Source organism: Streptomyces sp. NPDC048057 (assembly GCF_040653095.1).
GTDB lineage: Bacteria > Actinomycetota > Actinomycetes > Streptomycetales > Streptomycetaceae > Streptomyces.
Genome location: NZ_JBEZNF010000057.1, coordinates 1 through 22,447 on the forward strand (window position 1 = coordinate 1; position 22,447 = coordinate 22,447).

The following is a 22,447-nucleotide window of genomic DNA, read 5'->3' on the forward strand; positions in this document are numbered from 1 at the left end:
GATCCACCGTCAAATCCGCACCAAAACCCCGATCACCACTCGCGTCAGGCACGTACTTCACACAGACAACGATCTTCAAGCTCACGCCGACTCCTAGTGGTGGATCCGATGGACGGAGGGCCTTTTCAGTCTCTTCGAGGCTATGGCACCAAGTACCCTCTGTAAAGGTACCCAGTGCCAAAATGGTCCTTCCGGTGTTACGTTCCCGCCATGACTGAGGTGCGCAAGCGACGCAATGCCGAAGTGCCCATGCGGGAGGCGCTGGCCAAGGCCGCGTTCGAGCTGTTCCTTGAGCGGGGGTTCGAGCGGACCACGGTGGACGACATCGTCGCGCGCGCGGGCGTCGGGCGGCGCTCGTTCTTCCGTTACTTCCCCTCGAAGGAGGACGTCGTCTTCCCGGACCACGAGGGGTGCCTGGCTGAGATGACCCGTTTTCTGGAAGCACGGGCGGCGGGCGGCGTCTCGGAGGACCCCGTCGACACGGTGTGCGACGCCGCCCGGATCGTGATGCGGATGTACGCGGCCAAGCCCGACTTCTCCGTCCAGCGCTACCGGCTCACCCGCGAGGTGCCGGGGCTGCGGACGTACGAACTCTCCGTGGTGCGGCGCTACGAGCGCACCCTCGCCAACCACCTGCGCGCGCACTGCGCGGACGACGCCGACGGCGCCCTGCGGGCCGAGGTGATCGCCTCGGCCGTCGTCGCCGCGCACAACAACGCCCTGCGCTCGTGGCTGCGGTCGGGCGGCGAGGGCGACGCGGAGGCCGCGGCGGACCACGCGCTCGGGCTCGTCCGCGAGGTGTGGGGCGGGGCGCCTTCGGGGCGCGGCGCCGCCCGTGCCGCAGCGCCCCACCACGTCGACGTCAGCGCCGGTGTCGGTGCCGGCGGCGAGGGCGAGGAGGTCGTGATCATGGTGGCGCGCAAGGGCACGCCCGTGTGGCGGGTCGTCCAGGGCATCGAGGCGGCGCTCGGAGGCTCCTGACCGGACGCGTGCATCGACCCCCGGCACCGGGCCCGTTGGCCAGAAAACTGGCACCCAGTACCTATACACCTAGGCACTGAGTGCCATATGGTGCGAAGGCGCCAGTGCGAGCCGCCCACGGCGCGGTGGCGCATCCGAGCCGAGTGCAGGGGGTCGTGCCATGTCCCAGCCCGGAACCGACAGTCTCGCCGCGCCCAACGCGCAGGCGGATGACGCCGGTTCGACCTATCTGACCTACCAGAGCTGCCGCTGGTGCGGCACCGCTTCGTTCCGCAAACTGCTCTGCCCCGTCTGCGCCTCCAGCGACCTGGAGCCACGGCGCAGCACGGGCGAAGGAGTCGTGATCCGCTCGTCCGTGGTCCACCGCTACACGCGCGTGGCCCGCAACGAATCCCTCGTCCGCTTCCCCGAGGGCTTCATGTTCCGCTGCCGGGTCGTCGGCGCCGCGCCCCACCTCGTATGGGTCGGCGCACGCGTCCGCCCCGTGGCCGAATCCGGCCTGGACGCCGGCGAACTCGTCGTCGAACTCTGCGACACCGTCCGCACCTTCGACTGGCAGTGACGCGGACGCCCCACAGCGGACCCGACGGCGACTACCGTCGCCACAAAGCTGCTGGTTGACTGGGTCTGTCCGTCGGGCGCCGACCGCCGCCCGCCACAGCTCAGGGGGTGCCGGTGCCAGGGGACGACGTGAGGCTGGGTGCCGCCGCGGACGTCGAGCACGTCACCCCGGTGCTCGCCCGCGCCGCCCTCGCCGCCGCGCTCCACGACACGTACGACACGTACGACACGTACGGCACCGACGACACCGCCGACCCGGCCTGCGGTGCCCATGGCCTCCTCCCGCCCACCACCGCCGTGCCCGTCGCGCACCCGAACGGCTTCGTGAAGCTGCCGCTCGCCCGGGTCGCCCACGACGGCCGACGCCTCTTCCTGCACATCTGGGTCGCGGGCGAGGAGGACGCCGAGATCCACGACCACCGTTGGGACTTCGCCTCCACCGTGCTGCGCGGCACGCTGGACAACACCACCGTCGACATCGCGCCGCGGCACGAACACGAGCACAGGTACGACGACGAGGGCGGCTACCGCGTCGTTCACTACCGCCCCCGCCCGGGCGGCTACCGCTTCACCCCGGTCGGCGAAGGCGCGGGCCACGATGTCGTCGTCACCTCCCGCCGTACGGCATCGCTCACCGCCGGCGCCCGCTACCGGATGACCGCCCGTGCCCTGCACCACGCCCGTGCGCTGCCCGGCACGGTCACCCTCATCGCCCGCGGCGCGCCGCTGCGCGACCACGCCCGGGTCCTGACGCGCGGGCCGCTGTCCGATCGGCCGACGGCCTGGCGCGCGGTGGACGCGGCCGAGCGCCGCCGGCACCTGAGCGAGGCGTACGCGATCGTGGACGGCCTGACGCCGTGAGTGCGCCCGACGCCGCCGCCCTCGCCGGCCTGGTCCGTCGGGACGTCGTCCTGATCGTCGCCGTCCTCATGGACGGGCCGCCCGGCGAGCCGTTCCAGCCGGGGCCGTTGCAGCGCCGCTGGCGGACCGGTGGACCGAAAGAAGTGGTCTCCAACGCCCGCCGCCGCGCCGCGTACACCAGCACCCGGCTCGACCCGCTGCTGTGGGCCGAGGGGGTGCGCTGGCACCGCGAGCTGGACGGGGCCGCGTTGCTCCCGCCGTCCCCCGCCCGGTTCGAACTGTCCGCGATCGAGTTGGTACGGCTCGACGAGGCCGCCCGCGCCGCGCTGTGGGACATGGGCGCGCCGCCCGACGCCGACGGCGTGGCCGTCCTGCACGGTTCGCTGCCGCCGGACCCGCCCGCGCGGCTGCCGAGGACGCTGGAGGAGTGCGCGGACGTCGACCCCCACCACGGGGAGGGCGACCAGCGCACCTGGGTCTCCCGGGTGCTGCCGCCCGGCTGCCGCATCGCCGCTTCGGAACGGGAAGCGGTCCACGGCACCTTGGTCACGGCGGGCGACGGCGGGCTGCCGACCCGTTTCGACGGCGACGAGCACGACGGGTGGGAGCCCGCCGACCAGTGGCTGTGGGCGATGCAGCACGCCACCTGCTATCCGCCGCTCGCCGACGCCCTGGAACAACTCCAGGGGCGCCGGCTGCCGCTGTCCGGCAAGGTCCGCGGGGTCGCCGGGCTGCGCGGGCTCACCCTCGTCGCCACCCACCCGGACCCGGGACCGGGGGCGTCGGACAACTACTACGACGGCACCAGCTACCAACTCGCCACCCTGCACACGGACGCCCTCGCCCTGGCCCGGCTCCAGCAGATCGTGCTGGACGCCTTCGGCGACGAGGTCGCCCGCATCGGCGCGCACGAGCCGCGCCGGCGGAAGGTCGCCCAACTGGAGCGCGACCTGCTGGTCTTCCGCCGCAGCTACTGGTCCGCCGGCTTCGGCCGACAGCGTCCCGCGGACGCCGTCACCCGCCTGTGGTGCCAGGACGCGGGGCTGCCGGAGGCCGTGCAGGGCCTCGTCGACGACCTCGCCGAGCTGTCGCGCCAGGTGCAGGCCGCGGAGACGGAGACGACGAACGCGATCCTCGGGCTGCTGGCCGCCGTCGGCCTGCCGCTCACCGTGGGGCTCGCGGTGTGGCAGGGGCTTCCCGAGGCGGGCGCGGCGTCGCTGGCGCGGATGCTGGTCGTCACGGCGGTGGCCACGGCGGTGCTGGTGACGTTCTTCCCCGGGCTGCGGCGGCTGTTCGTGGACCTGTTCCGACGCGGTGGACGACGCGGCGGGCGGCGGAACGGGCGGCGGAACGGGCGGCGCCGGAACGGTGACCGGTGACCCGCGCCTTCCTCTGGCCCCCGCGGCACGCGCCCGGCTTCCCCGCCGGCTGCCCCGACACCGGTGACGTCCTCGCGCGCCTCGCCCGCACCCGGCACGCCTCCGTGACCCTGGTCGTCGTCACCAGCGCGCTGCGCGCCACCGTGGAGCAGAGCGGCGACCACGAGCAGGGGCTCGTACGAGTACGTGGCAGCCTCGCCGCGTTGGGGCGGGCCGCGGGTGCGCCCTGGCACCCCTCGTACTACGGCAAGGACCTCGTCCTCGTCCGCCCCGGTGACCACGACCCGCCGAGGGCGCTCGGGGAAGGGGAAGGCGTGCGGCACGGCTCCGCCTGGGAGCACGTACGCCTCCCGGCCGACACCGGTGCGCGCCTCGCCGTACTGCTGCGGGCCGGATACGCGGTGTCGATGGCGGCCCGCGCCGTGCGCGACCTGCCGGAGCCGACGGGGTGCGGCCGGGCCGCGGACGTCCTCGCCGCGGTGCCGAGGCGGCTCTCCGACGAGGGCTGCGCCGCCCTCCTCGCCGGCGTCCTGGTCCGCCCGTCGGGCGCCTCGCGCGCGCTGCGCGGCGCCGGCCCCGGCGAGGACCCGCGGCTGCCGGGCGTTCCGTCCGCCGACGCCTGGCCCGCGTACGCCCGGGGGTTCACCGGCCCCGCCCACTACGTCGTCACCGACGCCCACGACATCGAGTGGGGCACGGTCGTCCGCCACCCGAGCCCGGGCGCCGCCGGCCGTCGGACGGCCGGCAACGCGCACCTCCTGCTCCCGCTCGCCACGGCCTGGCGCTCCGGCACCCTGCCGACGCCCGTCGTCCTGCGCCGCGCCTACGGGCTGCGCATCCGACGCGAATCCCTGCTGGTGGAGCACCTACGGGCGCTCGACGACGGTGCCGCCGCCGCGGGCGGACGGCTCTTCGCGGCCCTCGGTGACGGGCTGTGCGGGCTGGTCACCGACCCCGACGCGGTGTGGACGGCGGTGCACGTGGCCAACGCCCGCACCGCCGGCCAACTGCACAGCGGTGCCGGCGTCGCCCGGATCCCGGGCGCCATCGACGCGGCGGAACTGCGCGCAGCGGCCGGCCGTGCCCACTTCGCCCTGCACGTCACCAAGACCCTCAAGGCCAGCACCCACGAGGCCCGCGTCTACCAGGAGTTCGGCCGCCCGCTGGGCGCGGCTGCGGCGGACGCGGCGGTCGCGTTCCTCACGGAGCTGTACGAGCAGGGCCCCGCCGCCCGCGGCGGCCACCACCTCGCCCACGCCGTACGCCACCGCGACCACTGGCACCGCCACCTGCCGCCGACGGCTGCGGCCCGCTTCGACCGGCTGATGGAGCTGGCGGTGGGGTGAGCGCCCGGCTCACGCCCGTACGACCCACTCCCACGCCCCGGGCGACCACACCCGGGCCGAAGCCGGCCGCTCCGGACCCTCCAGCACCGGCAGCAGGAAGCGTTCCAACTGCCGTACGGCATCGGGCAGTCGGCCGAAGGGGAGGGCGTGAAGAAAGGTTGCGTTGTCCCAGAAGTCCAGCCACTCCGCGGGCGGTGCGGGCAGCCGGGTCGGCCAGGGGCGGTGCATCTCGGCGAACTCGACCGTGATGTCGTGGCGCAACTCGCCGAGGTCCAACGCGGGGGCGCGGCTGGCCGCGGCCGTCAGCAGGACGTCCAGGAGGTCCGCCCACCGGGTGTTGACCTTGCCGTCACGCAGCCGGGTGTAGCGCAACAGCTTCTGCGCCACCAGCCGGCTGAGGGTGCCCGCGGGCACCGTCACGGGGCCGGCGGTGCTCGGGAACGACAGGGGCGCGGTCCTGGTGTCCGCGGCGGCGCGGGCGTCGGGCACCAGCAGCACGTTCAGCAGGACGCGGGCGACGGCCGCGCCGCCCGGGCGGTCCGCGACCTCGGCCAACACCCGGTGCGCGGTGGCCCGGTCCGGGGAGCTGAAGACGATCGGCTCGGCGCGCAACAGCCGTACGGACGTGCCGTCGGCGCGGGGCGGAAGCGTCGTCGGCGACAGGAGGCGGGGCGCCGCGCCCGCGGGTACGCACAGGTCGACGTCGTTCGGCAGCCGGGCCGCGGGGCCGAGCCACCCGAGGTGGGCCGCCGAACCCTTCAGGTGCCAGCCGTGCGGCGGCAGGACGTGGACGACGCCCGCCAGCACGGCTGCGACCGCGTCGATCCGTTGCCGGTCCAGCAGTGGCAGCCCGGCCGACTCGCCGGCGCGCCACGCCTTTGCCACCGCTGCCACCGGGTCCTCCCTCGCCACGATCACCAGGAGCGTAGCCAGCGCCGCCGGCCGGGCCCGGCTTGGCTCCCGCGCCCTGTCTGCGGCTGCGGCTGCTCGCGCGGCCTCCCCCTACGCGCCAGGGGCAGTGCCGTTGCCCTGGCGGGCGCGGTAGCGGCGTGAGCGGCTTGGCGATCGTGGCGCCCACAACCTGTGGGTGGCTCGTCGCGCAGTTCCGCCCCCTGGGTCCGCGCGTTCTTGCGTCTCTTGACGTAGCCGCCGTTTCCCTCGGGGAGCGTTGGTCTCCACCGGCCAGTGGGTGGCTCGTCGCGCAGTTCCCCGCGCCCCTTACTCGGTCCCCCGGTCATTCGCCTGCGGGCTGGAGCTGACGGCGCTCTCGCGCGCGCCAGGGCCACCGGTTGCTCCCTGCGGCATGGGGGCCGCGCGAGCAGCCACGTCTTCACGGGCGTCACAGGAGCGTGGTGAGCCGCGGTGGCCAGCGGGCCGGCTCCGCGCCCAGCGCGAGCCAGGGGCGGAGCCGCGGCGGCGGGTCGGGGGTCAGCCGCAGCCGGTCGGTGAGCGCGGCGACGCGCGCCGCCAGCGCCCGCAGCGCCACGGACTCGTCGGCGTAGGCGAGCGTCAGCACGGCGTCCGGGACGTCCGCGGCCACCGCGCGGCGACCCGCCGCGAGGGCGAGCAGGCGTCCGCAGGCGAACGCGTCCGCGTCGGTCATCAGGGCGCGTAGGGCGGCCCGGCCCTCCGGGGTGTCGGCGGCCCGGTCCAGGTACTGCACGGCGCGCGGCAGCAGTTCGGGCCACTGCCGGACGGTGTGGGGCACGTCCCGGCTGATCTCCGGGGCGGGCGCGGCGCGCGGCAGGGCGTACCGCAGGGCCCGTACGTCGCCCCGCTCCAGGCCGCGCCGCCACGCGTGGCCCGGGTCGCCGGCGACGTCGCGGGCCGTCCCGTCGAGCACGGCGGCCACGGGCAGGGTGCGGCTCTTGGGGGCGGAGAGGGCGAGGCCCAGCGGTGCGAGGGCGCGGGTCACGGCGTCGCGCACCTCGTCGGCCTCGGTCGGGGCGTGGACGAACACGTGCCAGTCGTCGCCCCAGCGCAGCCAGCGGCCGGGCGCGAGGCGGGCAACGACGGTGTCGACGGGGGCGAGGGCGGCAGCGGCCAGGCGGTTGGCCCAGCGGTGGCCGGGGAGGAGGGGGCGTCCGGCCGCGCGCTCCACCGCGGTGAGCGCGGCGGCCAGTTCCGCGGTCGTCCAGGGCGCTTCGTGCAGGGTCCGCAGCGGCAGCGAGCGGGAGAGCCGGTGCACGTCCAGCGCCAGCACCAGCGGCAGGTCGGGGCGCACCGCCAGCTCCGTCAGGCGCTGCCGCCGGGTGCGGAAGGCGCGGCTGTAGTCCCAGTCGACGCGGTCGTACGCGAGGACTTCGGGGCGTACGCGACGGCCGCACAGCGCCCGCTCGACGAGTCCGTGCAGGCGGGCGCGGGCATCGACCGGGACGACGGGCACGTCCTCGGTGCGGCTGCCGAGCGGGACCCGTAGCCGGGCCACGTCGATCTCGGCCGGTACGTCGTCGAACAGGGACGACGACACGTCGGCCGCCCCGACGGCGTCGGGGACCCAGTCCGTCGCCAGGTCCTGGCCGAAAGCCGCGCGGAGCGCTTCGTACGGCGGGGCTTCGGCGGGCGTCACCCCGGCATGATGACACCCGGATACGGACACCCGGATACGGACACCGGCACGGGCACGAGCGGCAGGGGCGGCGGGCGTGGGCAGCAGTAGTACGGGGAACGACGGCTCGGGGCGCGGCCTGGACATGGAGCGGGCGCTCGGCGCACTGGTCGGCAAGACCCCGGACCGGACGGCCAACGAGGTCATGAGCCTGCTGTTGACCCACCTCCTGGACACCGCCGCCGTCGCCGAACTCCTCTGGGACCGCTACCTCGCGCCGTCCCTGCGCACCGCGCTCGACGAGGTCGCGGGCGGCCCGGACCGCGGCCGTGAACTAGTGAAGTGGATCTGCGGCATCCACGACCTGGGGAAGGCGACGCCCGCCTTCCAACTGCGTCTGAAGGACTACCGGCGCGAAGTGCGGAACGCCGGTCTCCACTGGCACGACGACCTCGCCAAGCGCCACCCGTGGCGCCACGAGCGGGCCGGTGCGCATCTGCTGAGGCCGATGCTGCGGGACGCCGGCTGGCCCGCGGAGCACATCGACTGGGTGTGGCCGCAGGTCGCCGCGCACCACGGCCACTTCGTCCCCGGGAACTCCATCCCGCCCCCGCGGAAGGGCCTCGGGCAGCCGGTCGGCGACGGGCGCTGGGACCTGGTGCGCGGCGAGCTGCTGCGGCGGCTCACCGCGGAGCTGGAGCCCGGCGCCGACCTCGCCGCCCGCGTACCGGCGCGCGTGCCGTCCCGTGCGCTGCAACTGCTGATCAGCGGTCTCGTGGTGATGGCGGACTGGATCGCCAGCGCACCGGACCTCGACGGCGTCGACGCGCTGGCCGACCTCAACTACGCCGAAGCCCGCGCCCGCACCGAGAAGGTCTGGACGAAGCTCGGGCTGCGCGGCGGCTGGGGCAAGCTCCTGGAACCCGCTGACGGGGCCTTTACGGACAGATTCGGCCATCCTCCCCGGCCCGTGCAGGAGTTGGCGGCGCGCATGGCCCGCACCTCCCCGGCGCCGGGGCTGCTGATCGTGGAGGCGCCCACCGGGGAGGGCAAGACGTGGGCCGGGCTGATGGCCGCGGAGGAGTTCGCCGCGGCGCACGGCGCGGACGGCGTCTTCGTCGGCATGCCGCCGAAGGCCACCATCGGCCCGACGTTCACGCAGGTCAGGCAGTGGGTACGGGCCATCGACGCGGAACTCGCCCCGCACGTCGCCCTGCTCGACGCGCAGCGCCACCTCAACGAGGAGTGGAGCGCGCTGGTGACGGCGTCGCCGGACGAGCAACTGGCCGCCGCGGGCGACTGCGCCGAAGACGGCGACGGCTCCCAGCACGCCCTGGTCCCCGCCGCGTGGTTCTTCGGAGAGCAGCGCGGGCTGCTCTGCCCCTTCGTCGTCGCCCCGGTCGACCAGCTCCTGTCCGCGATGACCCGCACCGGCCACGTGATGATGCGCGCCGCCGGACTGCTGGGCAAGGTCGTCGTCCTGGACGAGGTGCACGCCGTCGACGTCCAGGGCGCGCCCTTCCTGCACGAGGGGCTGCGCTGGTCCGGCCAGGCCGGGGTGCCGGTCGTGCTGCTGTCGGCGACCCTGACGGCCGAGCAGCGGCAACAGCTCGCCGAGGCGTACCTCGCGGGCGCGGCGGGCCGCGAGGAGTGCACGTACCCGGAACTCTCGGCGGCCACCGGCCGGCCCGCGGTCACGCTCGTGTGGCAGGAGCGGGACGGCAGCGGGCCGCGGTCCACGACGACGGCGTGCCCGTCGTGGCAGCAGGGCCGACGGATCGCCGTCGAGCTGCTGCCTGAGCCCGAGCACTTCGGGGACTGCACCGCCGTCGTGGACGTGGTGGCGCGCGACCTCGCCGACGGAGGCCACGCCCTGGTCATCCGCAACACCGTCGACCGCGCGCAGGCCCTCGCCGTCGCGCTGCGGGGCCGGTTCGCCGCGGACGAGGTGGTCGTCCTCCACGAACAACTGACCGCGCGGGCACGGGCCGAACGCACGGCGGCGTCCCTGCGCCGGCTCGGGACGGGCCGTGGACGGGGCCGGCTGGTCGTCGTCGCCACGCAGGTCGCGGAGCAGTCCTTCGACGCCGACGTGGACCTGCTGATCACCGACCTCGCCCCGATGGACCTGCTGGTGCAGCGCATCGGCCGCCTCCACCGCACCGCGGGCGCCGTGCCCCGCCCCGCGCGCCTGGCCGCGCCGCGCGTCGTCGTCACCGGGTCCGCACCGGGCCCGGCCGGTGCCGCGCCGCGCTTCCCGACCGCGGCCGAGGACCGCTACGGCCGCGCCCCCCTCCTCCGTACCGCCGCGCTCGTCTTCGCCGCCGCCGACGCGGGCCGGGGCTGGTGCGTCCCGGACGACGTGCCGGGCCTGATGGCCACCGCGTACGGCGAGTGCGACGAGGTGCCCGAAGGATGGCGGGCGGACGCGGCAGCCGCCACCGCGGAGTGGCACAAGCGCCGGTCTCAGCTGGCCGACGAAGCCGTGCCGTACCTGCTGACCCGGCGCGGCAGCGGTGAGACCGCGACGCTGGCCGGTGCGCACGCCACCGCGGTCGCCGCCCACCGGCTCGACGAGGGCCCGGCGGCGCTGGTGGCGGACCGCACGCTGCGGGAGGCGGTCGTGGTGCTGCGCGACGGGGACCGGTACGTCACCCTCAGCGGCGCCGCCCTCGGCGCGGACGGCGACGTCACGACGCACGCCCTGCGCGACGGGGACCGGTACGTCACCCTCAGCGGCGCCGCCCTCGGCGCGGACGGCGACGTCACGACGCACGCCCTGCGCGACGAGCTGTACGGGGACACGGTCGAGCTGCCCGAGAGCTGCCGCGCCGCCGCGGGCGGTGCGCTCGCGCGGCTGCCGGGGTGGCACTGGCGCAAGGACCGTCCGGACCGCAAGCCGATCGGCGGCCGGGCGCTCGTACTGGACCGGGCCGGTCGGACGACGCGCCTGGGCGGTCGACTGCTGCGGTACGACGACGCCTTGGGGCTGCTGGACGAAGGCCCGGCGACCTGAGGTCCGCGGGCCTGAGCACAGGGCTTGAGGGGTGCGGGGTACCGCGCGGCCAGCCCACCACCGGGCCGCAGGTGCCGTCATCGAGCCCCCCGCGCCAGCCGAGGCAGCGGCACTGGCGGCCAGGGCCTGGCGGACCTGCCCTGGCCGTCGTACGCCCCGCGTTGGCGGGGTCCACTCCGAGCGGAGACGGAAACACGGAACAACCCCGGGACACGCCGGGGCAACGGTGTGCCCCACGAGGGGGCGCCCGCGCATTCTTGCATTCCGCCCGTACGACGGGACCTCCTGTGCCAGGCTGCTGGGTACCGGCCGGCTCAGACGTAAACAGTTTGCAGGGGGCGCGAGTTGTGGACCTGATCGACGAGCCCTGGCTGCGGGTGCACCGGCTGCGGCCACCCGCGGGCACCGCGGGCAAGCCCGACCCCACCCCCGTGATCAGCCTGCGCCAACTGCTCGTGAGTGCCCATGAGGTACGGGACCTGGTCGTCGAGCTGCCCACGCAGAAGCCGGCGATCCTGCGGCAGGTGGTGCTGCCCGTCGTCGTGGACGCCCTCGGCTTCCCCGCCGACGCCGCCGAGTGGTCCGCGTACGTCCGCGCCGACGGCTTCCGCGGAGAGCGGGCCGACAAGCTGAACGCCTACCTCGACGCCCACCGCCACCGCTTCGACCTCTTCCACCCGGTCGACCCCTTCGCCCAGGTCGCCGGGTTGCGCACGGACCGCGACGAGACCAAGTCGTCGGCCCTGTTGGTCACCACTGCCGCATCCGGGAACAACGTCCCGATTTTCGCCACCCGCACGGAGGGCGACCGGCTGGCGCTGACCCCGGCCGAAGCCGCCCGCTGGCTGCTGCACACGCACTGCTGGGACACCGGCGCCATCAAGACCGGCGTGGTGGGCGACCCGCGGGCCAAGCAGGGCAAGACGATGGGCAACCCGGCCGGCTCGCTGAGCCAGTTGGGGATCGTGATGCCCCGCGGCGAGACGCTGTACGAGACCCTGATGCTGAACGTGCCGTACGGCCGCACCCGGCTGAAGGACGACCACCCCCAGTGGCTGCGCCGCGGCCCGCGGGACGACCACCCCAGCGGCACCCCCGTGTGGGACGAGCGGGCCGCGCGGGGCGTGCTGGACGCGTGGACGTGGCAGAGCCGGCGCATCCGGCTGGTGCCCGAGGAGACCGACGAGGGGGTGCGGGTCACCAGGGTCGTGGTCGCGGCCGGCGACCGCTTGACCGTGCTCGCCGAGCACGAGACGCACACCGCGTGGCGCATCGAGAGCCCGGAGCGCCGCGCCAAGCGCACGGCGCGCAAGGCCGGAGCCGGGACGTCGACTGCCGGCGACCGGCCCGAACCACCGCCCCAGCGGCCCGTGCGACACGTCCCCGGCCGCGCGGCCTGGCGCGGCTTCCACGCGCTGCTCGCCGTCGGCCGCGCCGGCGAGGAAACCCTCGCCACCGCCACCACGGACGGCTTCTCCACCAGCGAGCTGCTGCGCAACATCGGTGCCGCCCACCACGAGTTGGGCGACCGCTTCCGCCTCCGTCTGGAGCTGACCGGACTGGCGTACGGGCAGAAGCTCGGCAACGTCGAGGACGTCTGCCACGACGAGGTGCCGCTGCCCGTGGCCGCGCTCGACCCGCTCGGACTGGCCCAAGGCGCCCTGCTCGGCGCGGTCGACCAGGCCGAAGCCCTGGCGAAGGCCGTCAACCGGCTCGCGGACGACCTGCGGCGCTCGGTGGGCGCCGAGGCTCCGGACCGCGGCAGTTGGCAGGAGTCCGGCGAGGCGCTGCTGCACGCCCTGGACCCGTCGGTGCGCGAGCTGCTGGCGGACCTGCGCGATGCGGGGAGCAACCTGGTGACCGTCGAGGAACTGCTCCGTGGCTGGGAGGTACGGGCCGGGGCGGACGCCTGGCGGGTGGCGGAGCAGTTGCTCGTCCAGCCCGCGCCGGGTGCGTTCCACGGCCGGAAGGTCACCCAGGGCGGAGTGAGCCGGCGCTACCGGCTCAGCCAGGCGGAGAAGGCGTTCCGCTACGCGGTCGACGAGGTCCTGCCGCGCCGCACGGCCCTGCGCGAGGAGAGACGGGCCGCCGCCGCGGCCGAACGGACCCCGCCGACGGAAGAAGGCGACCAGTGACCACGCCCCCACCCGCCACGCCCCGGCCGACCACGCCCCGATCCACCACGCCGCAGCGCACCAAGCGCGGCGCGCCCGTCGAACGCTTCTGGCACAAGCACCTGGGTGCCGACGGCACCTGGAACGCCCCGTGGCACGGCGGCCCCTCCGACGGCCCGCCCGGCGAGGACCTCGCCGACCTGCGCGCCGGCCTCGGCCGCCCCGCGGGCAGCGTCCCCGCCCTCTGGAAGCACTACACCAGCAGGGTCGACGGCGCGGTCACCCCCGAACTGGAAGCGGAACACGGTGCGCTGTCGCTGTACGGACTGCACCAGCAGGGCCAGCCCACGCCCATGCACCGCAGGGGCGTCAGCGCCGCCCGCGCCCTGCGGGAGCTGCGCGGCACCGACGAGTTCACCAGCGCCGCGATGGACCGCCGGGTCGCCGCGGCCGTGAACGCCACCTCCGTACCGGCGTTCCTGCACCGGCTGCGCGGCCTGGTGCCCCTGCTGCGCGGCCGGTCCATCGCCTTCGACTACGACCTGCTGTGCGGGGACCTCATGGACTGGGCCCACCCCGCGAAGCGCCCGCGCGTGCGCCGCTCCTGGGGCGCCGGCTACTACCCCTGGGAGCGAGCGGCCCCCGCCGACCCGGCCGACCCGCCCTCGTGACGACCCGTGCACAGCACAGCGCAGCGTTCCTGATCTGGAGACCCCGTGGAACTGCCCCACCCCCGCCTCTTCGTGGACGTGCACGTCCTGCAGACCGTGCCGCCCGCCAACCTCAACCGCGACGACCAGGGGAACCCGAAGGAGGCGTACTTCGGCGGCGTGCGCCGCTCCCGCGTCTCGTCGCAGGCGTGGAAGCGCGCCACCCGCATGCACTTCACCGAGCGGATGGCCGCCGACGACCTGGCGACCCGGACCCGGCGCTTCAGCGGCGACCTCGCGGCGCGGCTGCGCCGGCGCACCGGGCTGCCCGAGAAGTCCGCGGACCGGCTGGCGAACGCGCTCGTCACCGCGCTCGGGATCACCCCGGGCAAGAAGCAGGGGGACACCGCGTACCTCTTCTTCTACGGGCACCGCCAGCTCGACGCCGTCGCCGCGCTGGTCGCCGACCGCGCCGCCGAGCTGGACGCGCTCTCCGACAAGGAACTGAGGAAGCAGATCGAGGAGTTGGACGTGCAGCGGCACTTCCGCTCCGGTCAGCCGCTGGACATCGCGCTGTTCGGACGGATGGTGGCCGACATCCCCGCGCTGCGGGTGGACGCCGCCACCCAGGTCGCCCACGCCCTGTCCACGCACGCCGTGGAGTTGGAGTTCGACTACTTCACCGCCGTCGACGACCGGGTGCAGAAGGAGAACGAGAGCGGCGCCGGGATGATCGGCACCATCGGCTTCAACTCCGCCACGCTCTACCGGTACGCCACCGTCGGCCTGCACCAGCTGCGGCACAACCTCCGCGACGACGCGACCGGCGCCGACCACGACGAGGCCGCCGTGCGGGGCGTGACGGAGTTCGTGACGTCCTTCGCCCGCTCCGTGCCCTCCGGGTACAAGAACTCCTTCGCGCACCGCACGCTGCCGAGCCTGGTGGCCGTCGTCGTCCGCGGGGACCAGCCGGTGAACCTGGTCTCCGCGTTCGAGGAGCCGATCGCCGCGGCGTCCGGGATCGCGGCCCGCTCGGCGCAGCGGCTGGCGCGCGAACACGCCACCTCGGTGCGCACCTGGGGCGACGCGCCGTCCTGGGCCGGGGCGTGCCACTCCTTCGAGCCGGAGTCCGCGGCCGGGGCTGAGCTGGCGGGGGTGTTCGGCCCGTCCGAGTCCTTCCCCGGGCTGCTGACCGGCCTGCACGAGCACCTGGCGGGGCGGGTGGCCGAAGCCGCCGTCGGGCCGGTGCGGTGACGCCTCCGGAGCCGGTGGGGCCCGCCGCGCAGGACGCCGTACTGCTGCTGCGGCTGGCGGGCCCGCTGCAAGCCTGGGGGTCCCGTACGGTCGTCAACCAGCGGGAGACCGGCGCCGAGCCCACCAAGTCCGGTGTCGTCGGGCTGCTCGCCGCCGCCTGCGGCCTCGCCCGCGCCGACCCGCTCGACGAGCTGACGGCGCTGCGACTGGGCGTCCGCGTCGACGTGCCCGGCACCCTCATGCGGGACTATCACACCGTCAGCGACTACCGGGGCCGGGCGCTGCTCCAGGCCGGGGTGTCCGCGAAGGGCGTGCAGCGCCCCACGTCGCCGGCGAAGCACACGCACGTCACGGCCCGCTACTACCTCCAGGACGCCGTCTTCGTGGTGGCGCTCGCCGGCCCCCGCGCCGTGCTGGCACGCCTGGACGGTGCCGTACGGGCGCCGGTGTACCCGCTGGCGCTGGGGCGTCGCTCCTGCCCGCCGACGCAGCCGCTGAGCCTCGGGGTGCACGAGGGGAGCGTGGAGGACGTGCTGCGGGAGCACCCCTGGCAGGCGTCCCCGCGGGCGCGCAAGCGCCACCTCGACCGGGTGGGCCGGGCGCAGGAGGTGACGGGGCCGTACCGCCCGGCGCGCATTCCGCGGCCCGTCACCATCGAGGACCCGTACGGCACGGACGTCGTCCAGGACGTCCCGGTCTCCTTCGACCCGCTCGCCCGCGCCTTCACGGAGCGGTGGATCACCCGTGACTGGTACGCCGTCCCCACGGGCTTCCCGCCCGCCGAAGCCCCGGCCGGGAACCCCGACGGGAACCCGTCCGAGCCCTCCGCCGAAGCCCCCGTCGAGAACCCCGTCGAGAACCCCGTCGAGAACCCCGACGAGAACCCGTCCGGGCCCTCGTCCCGGACCCCGTCCGACGACCCGCCCGACACCGCGTCCGAGCCCGGCTCCGGGCCGTCCGACGCCCCGACCGGACACGACCCCTTCACCCTGCTCTGGTGATCGCCATGACCTTTCTGTCCCGCATCCGCATCAACCCCCTGCGCGCCGAGAGCCGGCGCCTGCTCTCCAACCCCCGGGCCATGCACGGCGCCGTGATGGGCGGCGTGCCCGACGTCGTCGACGGCGACCGGGTGCTGTGGCGGCTGGACGCCGACGACTCCCACCGCCCCTTCGTGTACGTCCTCACCCCCGGCAAACCCGACTGGACCCACGTCGTGGAGCGGGCCGGCTGGCCCGACGCCGACGGGGACCACGCGCTCGTACGGGACTACGCGCCGCTGCTCGCCCAGGTCAGCGCCGGCCGGGAGTTCGCCTTCCGGCTGACGGCGAACCCGGTGCAGACCACTCGTACCCCGCTCGCCCCCACGCCCGCCCAGGTCAAGCGGCGCGAGGCCGCGGGGCCCGGGGAGCGCATCCGGGGCTTCCGGCACGCCCACCGCACCGCCGCCACGCAGTTGGAGTGGTTCCTGACCCGGACCGGGAAGTGGGGGTTCGAGGTCCCCGCCGCCCGCACGGAGCCGGCGGCCCCGGGCCTCGTCACCGACGCCGCCGCTGTCGATCAGGGGCAGGGCCGTCGTCCGGAACCGGCGCGGGAGGTGCGGATCACCGGCCGCAGCCGGCACTCCTTCGCCAAGGGCGGTCGGGGGCCGCACGTGGTCTTCCACAGCGCCACCTTCGAGGGGCGGCTGAAGGTCGTCGACCCGGCCGCGTTCGCCACCCGGCTGTTGCGCGGCATCGGCCCCTCGAAGGCGTACGGCTGCGGACTGCTCACCCTGGCGCCCCTCCCGAAGCCCGGCCCCGGCCGCGGCCGTGCCGCCGGGGCCGTCACGCCAGGATCTTCCCCTTCGCCTTCTGGTACTCCTCCTCGCTGATCGCGCCCTTCTCCTTCAGCTCGTGCAGCCGGGCGAGTTGGTCGACGTCGGCCCCGCCCGCGGCACCGCTCTCGCTCGCCGTCTGACGGATGTACGACTTGAACGCGGCCTCGCGCTCCTGCGCCGCGGAGACCTCCCGCTTGCCCATCGAACGGCCCCGGAAGATCACGTACAACAGCACGCCGAGGAACGGCAGCAGGATCACGAGGATCATCCAGCCGGCCTTGGCCCAGCCGTTCAGCTCGTGGTCGCGGAAGAGGTCCGTGATGACCTTGAAGAGCAGGAACAGCCACATGATCCAGAGGAAGAACCAGAGCATGGTCCAGAACAGGTTGAGGAGGGGGTAGTCGTCCACGGCGGTGCTCCGTTCGCGTGCGGTGGGAGGGGTGAAGGGGGGCTGGCGGGGCGCGCGGTTCAATACCGCACGGCCGTGCCCACCTCGGTCTTCACCTCGCCCGAGAGCTTGCGGTTGCTCTGGGCGGTGGCGTCCTTCGACTGGCCGGCGGGGACGTCGGAGACGGTCACCACGGCCGCGTCGAGCAGATTGCCGCTCGCGTCCCGGTAGTTGACCTGGACGGCGAAGGACTTCGTCGAGTCCGCGGTGTTGCGCGCGGTGACCTTGACCGTGGCGTAGCCGTCCTTGGTGGCCTGGTCGGCGAGGGCGACGTCGTCGGCCGCGTTCACGCCGCCCTTGATCTCGTCCAGCTTCTGCTGCGCGGACGCCGTGGCCGACGCGATCGCGCCGGTGGCCTGCGCGCCGACGGACGCCACGGCGGACGACGCCGCGGAGATGGCCTTGGACGCGGCGCTGGAGGCGGTCTCCGAGGGGCTGCCGTTGGAGCAGGCCGCCGCGCCGGCGGCCAGGGCGGTGGCCGTCAGGGCGGCGAGTGCCGCGCTGACGGCGGGGCGCTTCCAGGGGGTGGTCATGTCGTACGCCTCCTTCCCCCGGGGCGGGGTGGACCTGCCGGTCCACAGGCCCAGTGAAGGAGCACCGGCCGGCAGCCGCATGCGGAGGTCTGCCATCCGGGTGACGCGCCCGCCGTCCTGCGTCGCGGTCTCACGCCTGTCCCTCGGGGTGCAGCCGGGGCAGGATCCGGTCCAGCCACCGCGGGGTCCACCACGCCCGCGCGCCCAGCAGCGTCATCACCGCCGGCACCAGCAGCAGCCGCACCACCGTCGCGTCGATCAGCACGCTCACCGCGAGCCCGATCCCCAGCATCTTCACCACGATCTGGTCGCTGATGACGAACGCGGCGAACACGCTCACCATGATCAACGCCGCGCAGGTGATGACCCGGGCCGTGATCTCCAGGGCGTGCGCCACGCTGTCGTGCGCGTCGCCCGTCCGCAGCCACGCCTCGTGGATCCGCGACAGCAGGAAGATCTCGTAGTCCATGCTCAGGCCGAAGACGATGGCGAACATCATCATCGGCACGTAGCTCTCCACCGGCACCTTCCCCGACACCCCGAGCGCCGGCCCGCCCCACCCCCACTGGAAGACGGCGACCACGACCCCGTACGACGCGGCGATCGACAGCACGTTCAGCACGGCCGCCTTCACCGCGACCAGCAGCCCGCGGAAGACCGCGAGGATGACGAGGAAGGCGAGCCCGACGACGGCCGCGATGATGAACGGCAGCCGCTCGGCGACGATGTCGAGGAAGTCGACCTGGGCGGCGGTCGTCCCGGTGACGTAGGCGTGCGCGCCGCTGCCCGCGACCGCGTCGGGCAGGGTCGTGTCGGAGAGCTGGTTGACCAGCGCGGTCGTCGTGGCGTCCTGCGGGGAGGCGACGGAGTACGCGGTGCCGACGAGCACGTCCCCGTCGGCCGTGGTCTGGAACGGGCCGACCGCCGCCAGGTCCGGCACGTGCGACAGCGCCCGCTGGACGGCGGCCTCCAGCGCGGGCCGCTCGGTCGGCGGCACCGCCGCCTGGTCCACGACCAGCGTCAGCGGGCCGTTCGACCCGGGCCCGAAGGCCGCCGACATCAGGTCGAAGGCGCGCCGGTCCGTGAACGACGTGGGGTCCGCGCCGTCGCCGATGTGCCCGAGCTGGATGAAGAACAGCGGGTACGCGAGGACCAGCAGCACCACCACCCCGCCCGTCAGGTACCACCAGGGCCGCCGCTCCACGCGCCGCGCGTACCGGTGCCAGCCGCCGTGCGCCGCCTCCTCCGTCGGGGCACCGCCCGGCTGGACGTCCGCCTCGGCGATCGGTTTGCGCACCCGCAGCGCGTCGATGCGCCGCCCGATCAGCCCGAGCAGCGCCGGTACGAGGGTCAGCGCGCCCAGCACCGCGGTGACGACGGTGACGGCCGCGGCGAGCCCCAGCTTGCCGATGAAGCCGATGCCGGAGACCCACAGCCCGCACAGCGCGATGATGACGGTGCAGCCGGAGAGCAGGACGGCGTGCCCGCTGGTCGCGGTCGCCTTCCCGGCCGCGGTGACCGGCGCGTTCCCGTTCATCAGGTTCTGGCGGTGCCGGGTGACGAGGAAGAGCGCGTAGTCGATTCCGACCCCGAGCCCGATCATGGTCGCCAGCGTCGGCGAGACGGTGGCGAAGGTGAACGCGGCGGCCAGCAGCCCCAGCAGCGCGAGCCCGCACACCACGCAGATCAGCGCGGTGACCAGCGGCAGCACGGCCGCGATCACGCTCCCGAAGCCGATCAGCAGCACGACCACCGCGACGCTGAAGCCGATCGCCTCGCTGAGCCGGTCGTTCGGCTCCGGCCGGGCCAGCTCGCCGAGGGACCCGCCGTACTCGACCTGCACGCCGGCCGCCCGCAGCGGTTCGACGGCCGCGTCCACGCCGTGCAGGTAGTCCGCGCCCAACTGGTACGGCTGCATGTCGAACTGGACGGTGACGTACGCCGTCTTCCCGTCGGGCGCCAGCGGCCCCACGTTCGACGACGGCACCGCGAGCGGGTCCTGCACCGCGATGACGTCAGGCAGCCGCTTGAGGTTGCCGACGACCTCGGTGACCTGGCTGCTGACCTGCGTCAGCGGCCGGTCGTCGTGCAGCACCACCTGACTGCTGTACGCGCCGGCCGCGGGGTCGTGCGCGGCGAGCACGTCGACGCCCTGCTGGGACTGGGTGCCGGGCAGCGTGAAGTCGTCGGAGTACTGGCCTCCGTACGCCTGGTGGAGCACCTGGAGCAGGCCCAGCACCACCAGCCACGCCACCACGACGAACACGGCCCGGCGCGCGCACCACTCTCCGATCGTTCGCAGCACACTTCGCATTCAAGGCGCGAGCGGCGGGCCGGGCACGCGGTGCGCGGGGAACGGGTGACGGGCGGGGCGCGCTCCTGTGCCTCGGAACGTGTCCGCCGTCTCCCTGCGGGAGCGTTGGTCTCCACTGGCCGGTGGTCGGTTGCTCGCGCAGTTCCTCCCCCTGTGCCCTGCGGGCACGGGGAACCCCAGCGACGCTGAAACCCCTGTCCTCAGCCCGCGGGCAAGTGCCGGGGGTAGCGAATCAGGGGCGCTGGGGGTCCCCCCACGCCTTCAGGGCGTAGGGGGCGGAACTGCGCGACAGGCCCACCACCGGGCCGCAGACGCCATCACCGCACAGGTGCACGGCGCTCTCGCGCCAGCCCCGCAGCGGCACTGCCGGAAGGGTCACGCGGGTCACGACCTAGGTCCAGACAGGACCTAAGGCGCGGCCGGGGAATCGGACCGGGCCGCGGGGGTCAGCAGGTCCGCGAGGCCCTGGCGGGTGGTGGCGACGACGACGCGGTCCTCGGCGTCCAGCAGGTGCCCGGGGTGGAGGTCCCACAGCAGGGACGGCTCCTGCTCGTGCTGGTCGTGCGCGAGGTCGAGCGAGCGGGAGTCCGGCCGCGCGGTGTCCAGCGCGATGACCCGCCACACGCCGGGGCGGAAGGCTTCGGCGACGGTGAGTCCCTCGAAGTGCGGATGCCCGGCGACGGGCACCACGGCGAAGAGCAGGATCCGCCGCTCCACGAAGATCGCCCCCAGCACCTGCCGCCCCATCATGGCGCTGGCGAAGGCCGGTGCCGCCAGATGGGCGACGCTGCGGCTGCGGGTGACGGCCGTGGGGTGCGCGGAGCGCAGGGTCCGGTACACGGCGGTGGCGAAGTCGTCGTCGTCCAGCCGCAGCACCACCCGCAGGTCGTTCCCCAGCGTCCGGGCCGCGAGGGTGGCCTCCAAGTTGGTGGTGTCGGAGCTGGTGAGCGCGAGCAGGGCCTCGGCGCGGTGCGCCTTGGCGGACTTGAGGACGCCGTCCTCGGTGACGTCGCCGAGGACCACGGGCACGCCCAGGTCGCGGGCGAGCGCGATGCCCCGCGCGTCGGCGTCCTGCTCGACGCAGACGACGGGGATGTCCAGCTCGCGCAGCCGGGTCAGCACCCGCGCGCCCACCTTGCCGAGGCCGAGCAGCACGATGTGGTCGGACAGCCCGCGCGGGGGGCGGCGCAGCGCGCCGGAGGTGCGGAAGGTGCCCAGCGCCTCCAGCACCCCCGCGACCAGCAGCGGCAGCAGCGCGAGCCCGGCGAGCCCGGACAGGAGTTGCAGCACCTGTCGGGCCGTCGGCTCTTCGAGCGCGGGTTCGTTGATGGAGAACAGGTCGAGCAGGGTGAGGTACGCGGCGCTGACGGGCGCGGCGTCGGTGAGCCAGGTGGTGGCCGCGGTCAGCGCGAGCACGGCGACGAGGATGCCGGCGAGCGCCCACCGCAGCTGGGAGGAGACCAGGTCCCGCAGCGGCACGCCGCGCCGGGCGAGTCGCCGCGGGGCGAGCGCCGGCCCCTCGTGCCGTACCGCTTCCAGCACGACCGTGCCGCGCCCGGCGCCCTCGCGTACGGTCCGGTCGTCGGGCAGCAGTTGCGGCCCCTGCGCGCCGCTGCCGTCCGAGCCTTCGGCGCCGGCGGGGTCGGCGGCGGTCGACGACAGCAGCGCGAGCGTGCACAGCCCCCCGTCGGGCACCTCCCCCCGGCCGGGCGCGGGCCGTTCGGCGGCCCGCAGCAGCAGTCCGTCGGCCTGCACCACCTTGTTGGTGTCGGCGACGGCGGTGGCGACCAGCGCGGGCGCGGCGGTGTCCGCGTCGGACAACACGGTCGTGGACGCGTCCAAACTGGCCCGGTCCATCCCCGGCACCGCCACCAGTGCGGCCTGGTCCAGGAGTTCCTCCAGGTGCTGCCCCAACTTGCGGTTGTACATCCGCACCACCAGCCGCAGCCCCGGGCTGAGCCGCCGCGCGGCGAGCGCGGCGCGCAGATTGGTCTCGTCGTCCTCGTACACGAGCGCCAGCGCGGTGGCCCGCGCGGCGTCCGCCCGCACCAGCGCCTCCTGCGTGGGCGCCGCGGCGGTGACGACCTGCACGGCCGGCCCGCCCGGATCCCCGGCTTCCTCGGGCACGAGCAGCACGACCCGCTGCCGGTACACGTCCCGCAGCTCGACGGCGACCCGTTGCGCGAGCGCGTCGTCCCCACAGACCACCATGTGCCCGCCGTCGCCCGACTCCGCGCCCTGCTGGTGCGGCAGCGTGACCATGTTCCCCCTCGTGACGTCACGGTGTACGCCTCGATGATGCAACCGGCAACGGCACGAAGGGGAGTTCAGCCCCCGGAGTGACGTCCGCCCGCTGCCCACAAGGTCAACAAAATGGGTGGTTTTCGCCTTGGCTGGTTGACGTACGAACCCTAGGCTTGCTCGCTCCCGAGGAGCCGAGGGGGACGGCGATGGGTGTTCAACTGCCGGGTGAGGTCGAGAAGATCCTGGAGATGATCGGTTACGACTGGCCGGACATCGACGAGGGCGAGCTGCGGGATTCGGCGCGGGAGTACCGGGAGTTCGCGGGTGAGTTGCGGACGACGATCCAGCGGGCGAACAAGGCGTGCGGCCATGTGACCGA

General features: G+C 74.6%; 18 protein-coding genes and 1 pseudogene. 11 read left to right on the plus strand and 8 right to left on the minus strand.

Annotated elements, in window-relative coordinates:
* A pseudogene (locus AB0E05_RS35850) lies at nt 1-85 on the minus strand (electron transfer flavoprotein subunit beta); the annotation flags it as partial.
* 164 nt (nt 86-249) lie between these two features.
* Here AB0E05_RS35850 and AB0E05_RS35855 point away from each other — a divergent pair.
* The 5 genes from AB0E05_RS35855 to AB0E05_RS35875 all read left to right on the plus strand — a co-directional run bounded on the left by AB0E05_RS35855 (nt 250) and on the right by AB0E05_RS35875 (nt 5,128).
* On the plus strand, nt 250-981 hold the full coding sequence (locus AB0E05_RS35855) for a TetR family transcriptional regulator (RefSeq protein WP_361971722.1): 732 nt from the start codon (nt 250-252) through the stop codon (nt 979-981).
* A gap of 160 nt (nt 982-1,141) precedes the next feature.
* A complete protein-coding gene (locus AB0E05_RS35860) occupies nt 1,142-1,543 on the plus strand; it encodes a zinc ribbon domain-containing protein (RefSeq protein ID WP_361971691.1) in 402 nt (133 codons plus the stop codon).
* A gap of 128 nt (nt 1,544-1,671) precedes the next feature.
* Nucleotides 1,672-2,403 carry a hypothetical protein gene (locus AB0E05_RS35865; protein WP_361971693.1) on the plus strand — a complete coding sequence of 244 codons (732 nt, stop codon included), beginning with the start codon at nt 1,672-1,674 and terminating at the stop codon, nt 2,401-2,403.
* Nucleotides 2,400-3,782 (plus strand): hypothetical protein, encoded by a 1,383-nt coding sequence (locus AB0E05_RS35870; protein WP_361971695.1) that lies wholly within the window; start codon nt 2,400-2,402, stop codon nt 3,780-3,782. Before AB0E05_RS35865 ends, AB0E05_RS35870 begins: the two co-directional genes overlap by 4 nt.
* Nucleotides 3,779-5,128, plus strand: coding sequence for a hypothetical protein (locus AB0E05_RS35875; RefSeq protein ID WP_361971697.1), 1,350 nt, complete (start codon nt 3,779-3,781; stop codon nt 5,126-5,128). Before AB0E05_RS35870 ends, AB0E05_RS35875 begins: the two co-directional genes overlap by 4 nt.
* Before the next feature lie 9 nt (nt 5,129-5,137).
* Here the strand turns inward: AB0E05_RS35875 and AB0E05_RS35880 are convergent, their stop codons facing one another.
* On the minus strand, nt 5,138-6,022 hold the full coding sequence (locus AB0E05_RS35880) for a hypothetical protein (protein WP_361971699.1): 885 nt from the start codon (nt 6,020-6,022) through the stop codon (nt 5,138-5,140).
* 445 nt (nt 6,023-6,467) lie between these two features.
* The gene (locus AB0E05_RS35885) at nt 6,468-7,697 is read right to left on the minus strand and encodes a hypothetical protein (RefSeq protein ID WP_361971701.1); all 1,230 of its coding nucleotides are present in this window, start codon (nt 7,695-7,697) and stop codon (nt 6,468-6,470) included.
* A 76-nt stretch (nt 7,698-7,773) separates the two neighbouring features.
* Between AB0E05_RS35885 and cas3 the strand changes: the two genes are divergently transcribed.
* The 6 genes from cas3 (at nt 7,774) to cas6e (ending at nt 16,583) form a co-directional block, all read left to right on the plus strand.
* The gene (gene cas3, locus AB0E05_RS35890; RefSeq protein WP_361971702.1) at nt 7,774-10,692 is read left to right on the plus strand and encodes a CRISPR-associated helicase Cas3'; all 2,919 of its coding nucleotides are present in this window, start codon (nt 7,774-7,776) and stop codon (nt 10,690-10,692) included.
* Between the two features lie 347 nt (nt 10,693-11,039).
* Nucleotides 11,040-12,827 (plus strand): type I-E CRISPR-associated protein Cse1/CasA, encoded by a 1,788-nt coding sequence (gene casA / locus AB0E05_RS35895; protein ID WP_361971704.1) that lies wholly within the window; start codon nt 11,040-11,042, stop codon nt 12,825-12,827.
* Nucleotides 12,824-13,477 carry a type I-E CRISPR-associated protein Cse2/CasB gene (gene casB, locus AB0E05_RS35900; RefSeq protein WP_361971706.1) on the plus strand — a complete coding sequence of 218 codons (654 nt, stop codon included), beginning with the start codon at nt 12,824-12,826 and terminating at the stop codon, nt 13,475-13,477. The genes casA and casB overlap by 4 nt, the downstream gene beginning before the upstream one ends.
* A gap of 51 nt (nt 13,478-13,528) precedes the next feature.
* The gene (cas7e, locus tag AB0E05_RS35905; RefSeq protein WP_361971724.1) at nt 13,529-14,710 is read left to right on the plus strand and encodes a type I-E CRISPR-associated protein Cas7/Cse4/CasC; all 1,182 of its coding nucleotides are present in this window, start codon (nt 13,529-13,531) and stop codon (nt 14,708-14,710) included.
* Nucleotides 14,707-15,711: a type I-E CRISPR-associated protein Cas5/CasD gene (cas5e, locus tag AB0E05_RS35910; protein WP_361971708.1), complete on the plus strand. Its 1,005-nt coding sequence runs from the start codon at nt 14,707-14,709 to the stop codon at nt 15,709-15,711. The genes cas7e and cas5e overlap by 4 nt, the downstream gene beginning before the upstream one ends.
* Nucleotides 15,712-15,716: 5 nt before the next feature.
* A complete protein-coding gene (cas6e, locus tag AB0E05_RS35915; protein WP_361971710.1) occupies nt 15,717-16,583 on the plus strand; it encodes a type I-E CRISPR-associated protein Cas6/Cse3/CasE in 867 nt (288 codons plus the stop codon).
* Here cas6e and AB0E05_RS35920 read toward each other — a convergent pair.
* From AB0E05_RS35920 to AB0E05_RS35940, 5 genes are all read right to left on the minus strand, one after another.
* Complete coding sequence (locus AB0E05_RS35920; protein ID WP_361971712.1) at nt 16,537-16,938, minus strand: SHOCT domain-containing protein; 402 nt, start codon at nt 16,936-16,938, stop codon at nt 16,537-16,539. The genes cas6e and AB0E05_RS35920 overlap by 47 nt on opposite strands.
* 59 nt (nt 16,939-16,997) lie before the next feature.
* On the minus strand, nt 16,998-17,606 hold the full coding sequence (locus tag AB0E05_RS35925; RefSeq protein ID WP_361971714.1) for an FxLYD domain-containing protein: 609 nt from the start codon (nt 17,604-17,606) through the stop codon (nt 16,998-17,000).
* 34 nt (nt 17,607-17,640) lie between these two features.
* Nucleotides 17,641-19,824, minus strand: a complete 2,184-nt coding sequence (locus tag AB0E05_RS35930) for an MMPL family transporter (RefSeq protein WP_361971716.1) — start codon at nt 19,822-19,824, stop codon at nt 17,641-17,643.
* A gap of 232 nt (nt 19,825-20,056) precedes the next feature.
* Complete coding sequence (locus tag AB0E05_RS35935) at nt 20,057-20,203, minus strand: hypothetical protein (RefSeq protein ID WP_361971718.1); 147 nt, start codon at nt 20,201-20,203, stop codon at nt 20,057-20,059.
* 29 nt (nt 20,204-20,232) lie between these two features.
* The gene (locus AB0E05_RS35940; protein ID WP_361971720.1) at nt 20,233-22,086 is read right to left on the minus strand and encodes an NAD(P)-binding protein; all 1,854 of its coding nucleotides are present in this window, start codon (nt 22,084-22,086) and stop codon (nt 20,233-20,235) included.
* Between the last annotated feature and the right edge of the window lie 361 nt (nt 22,087-22,447).

Coding starts and splice junctions, on each gene's coding strand:
- cas6e (WP_361971710.1), top strand. CDS start 15,717: ATGACCTTTCTGTCCCGCATCCGCATCAACCCCCTGCGCGCCGAGAGC.
- AB0E05_RS35940 (WP_361971720.1), bottom strand. CDS start 22,086: ATGGTCACGCTGCCGCACCAGCAGGGCGCGGAGTCGGGCGACGGCGGG.
- AB0E05_RS35860 (WP_361971691.1), top strand. CDS start 1,142: ATGTCCCAGCCCGGAACCGACAGTCTCGCCGCGCCCAACGCGCAGGCG.
- AB0E05_RS35930 (WP_361971716.1), bottom strand. CDS start 19,824: ATGCGAAGTGTGCTGCGAACGATCGGAGAGTGGTGCGCGCGCCGGGCC.
- AB0E05_RS35855 (WP_361971722.1), top strand. CDS start 250: ATGCGGGAGGCGCTGGCCAAGGCCGCGTTCGAGCTGTTCCTTGAGCGG.
- AB0E05_RS35925 (WP_361971714.1), bottom strand. CDS start 17,606: ATGGCAGACCTCCGCATGCGGCTGCCGGCCGGTGCTCCTTCACTGGGC.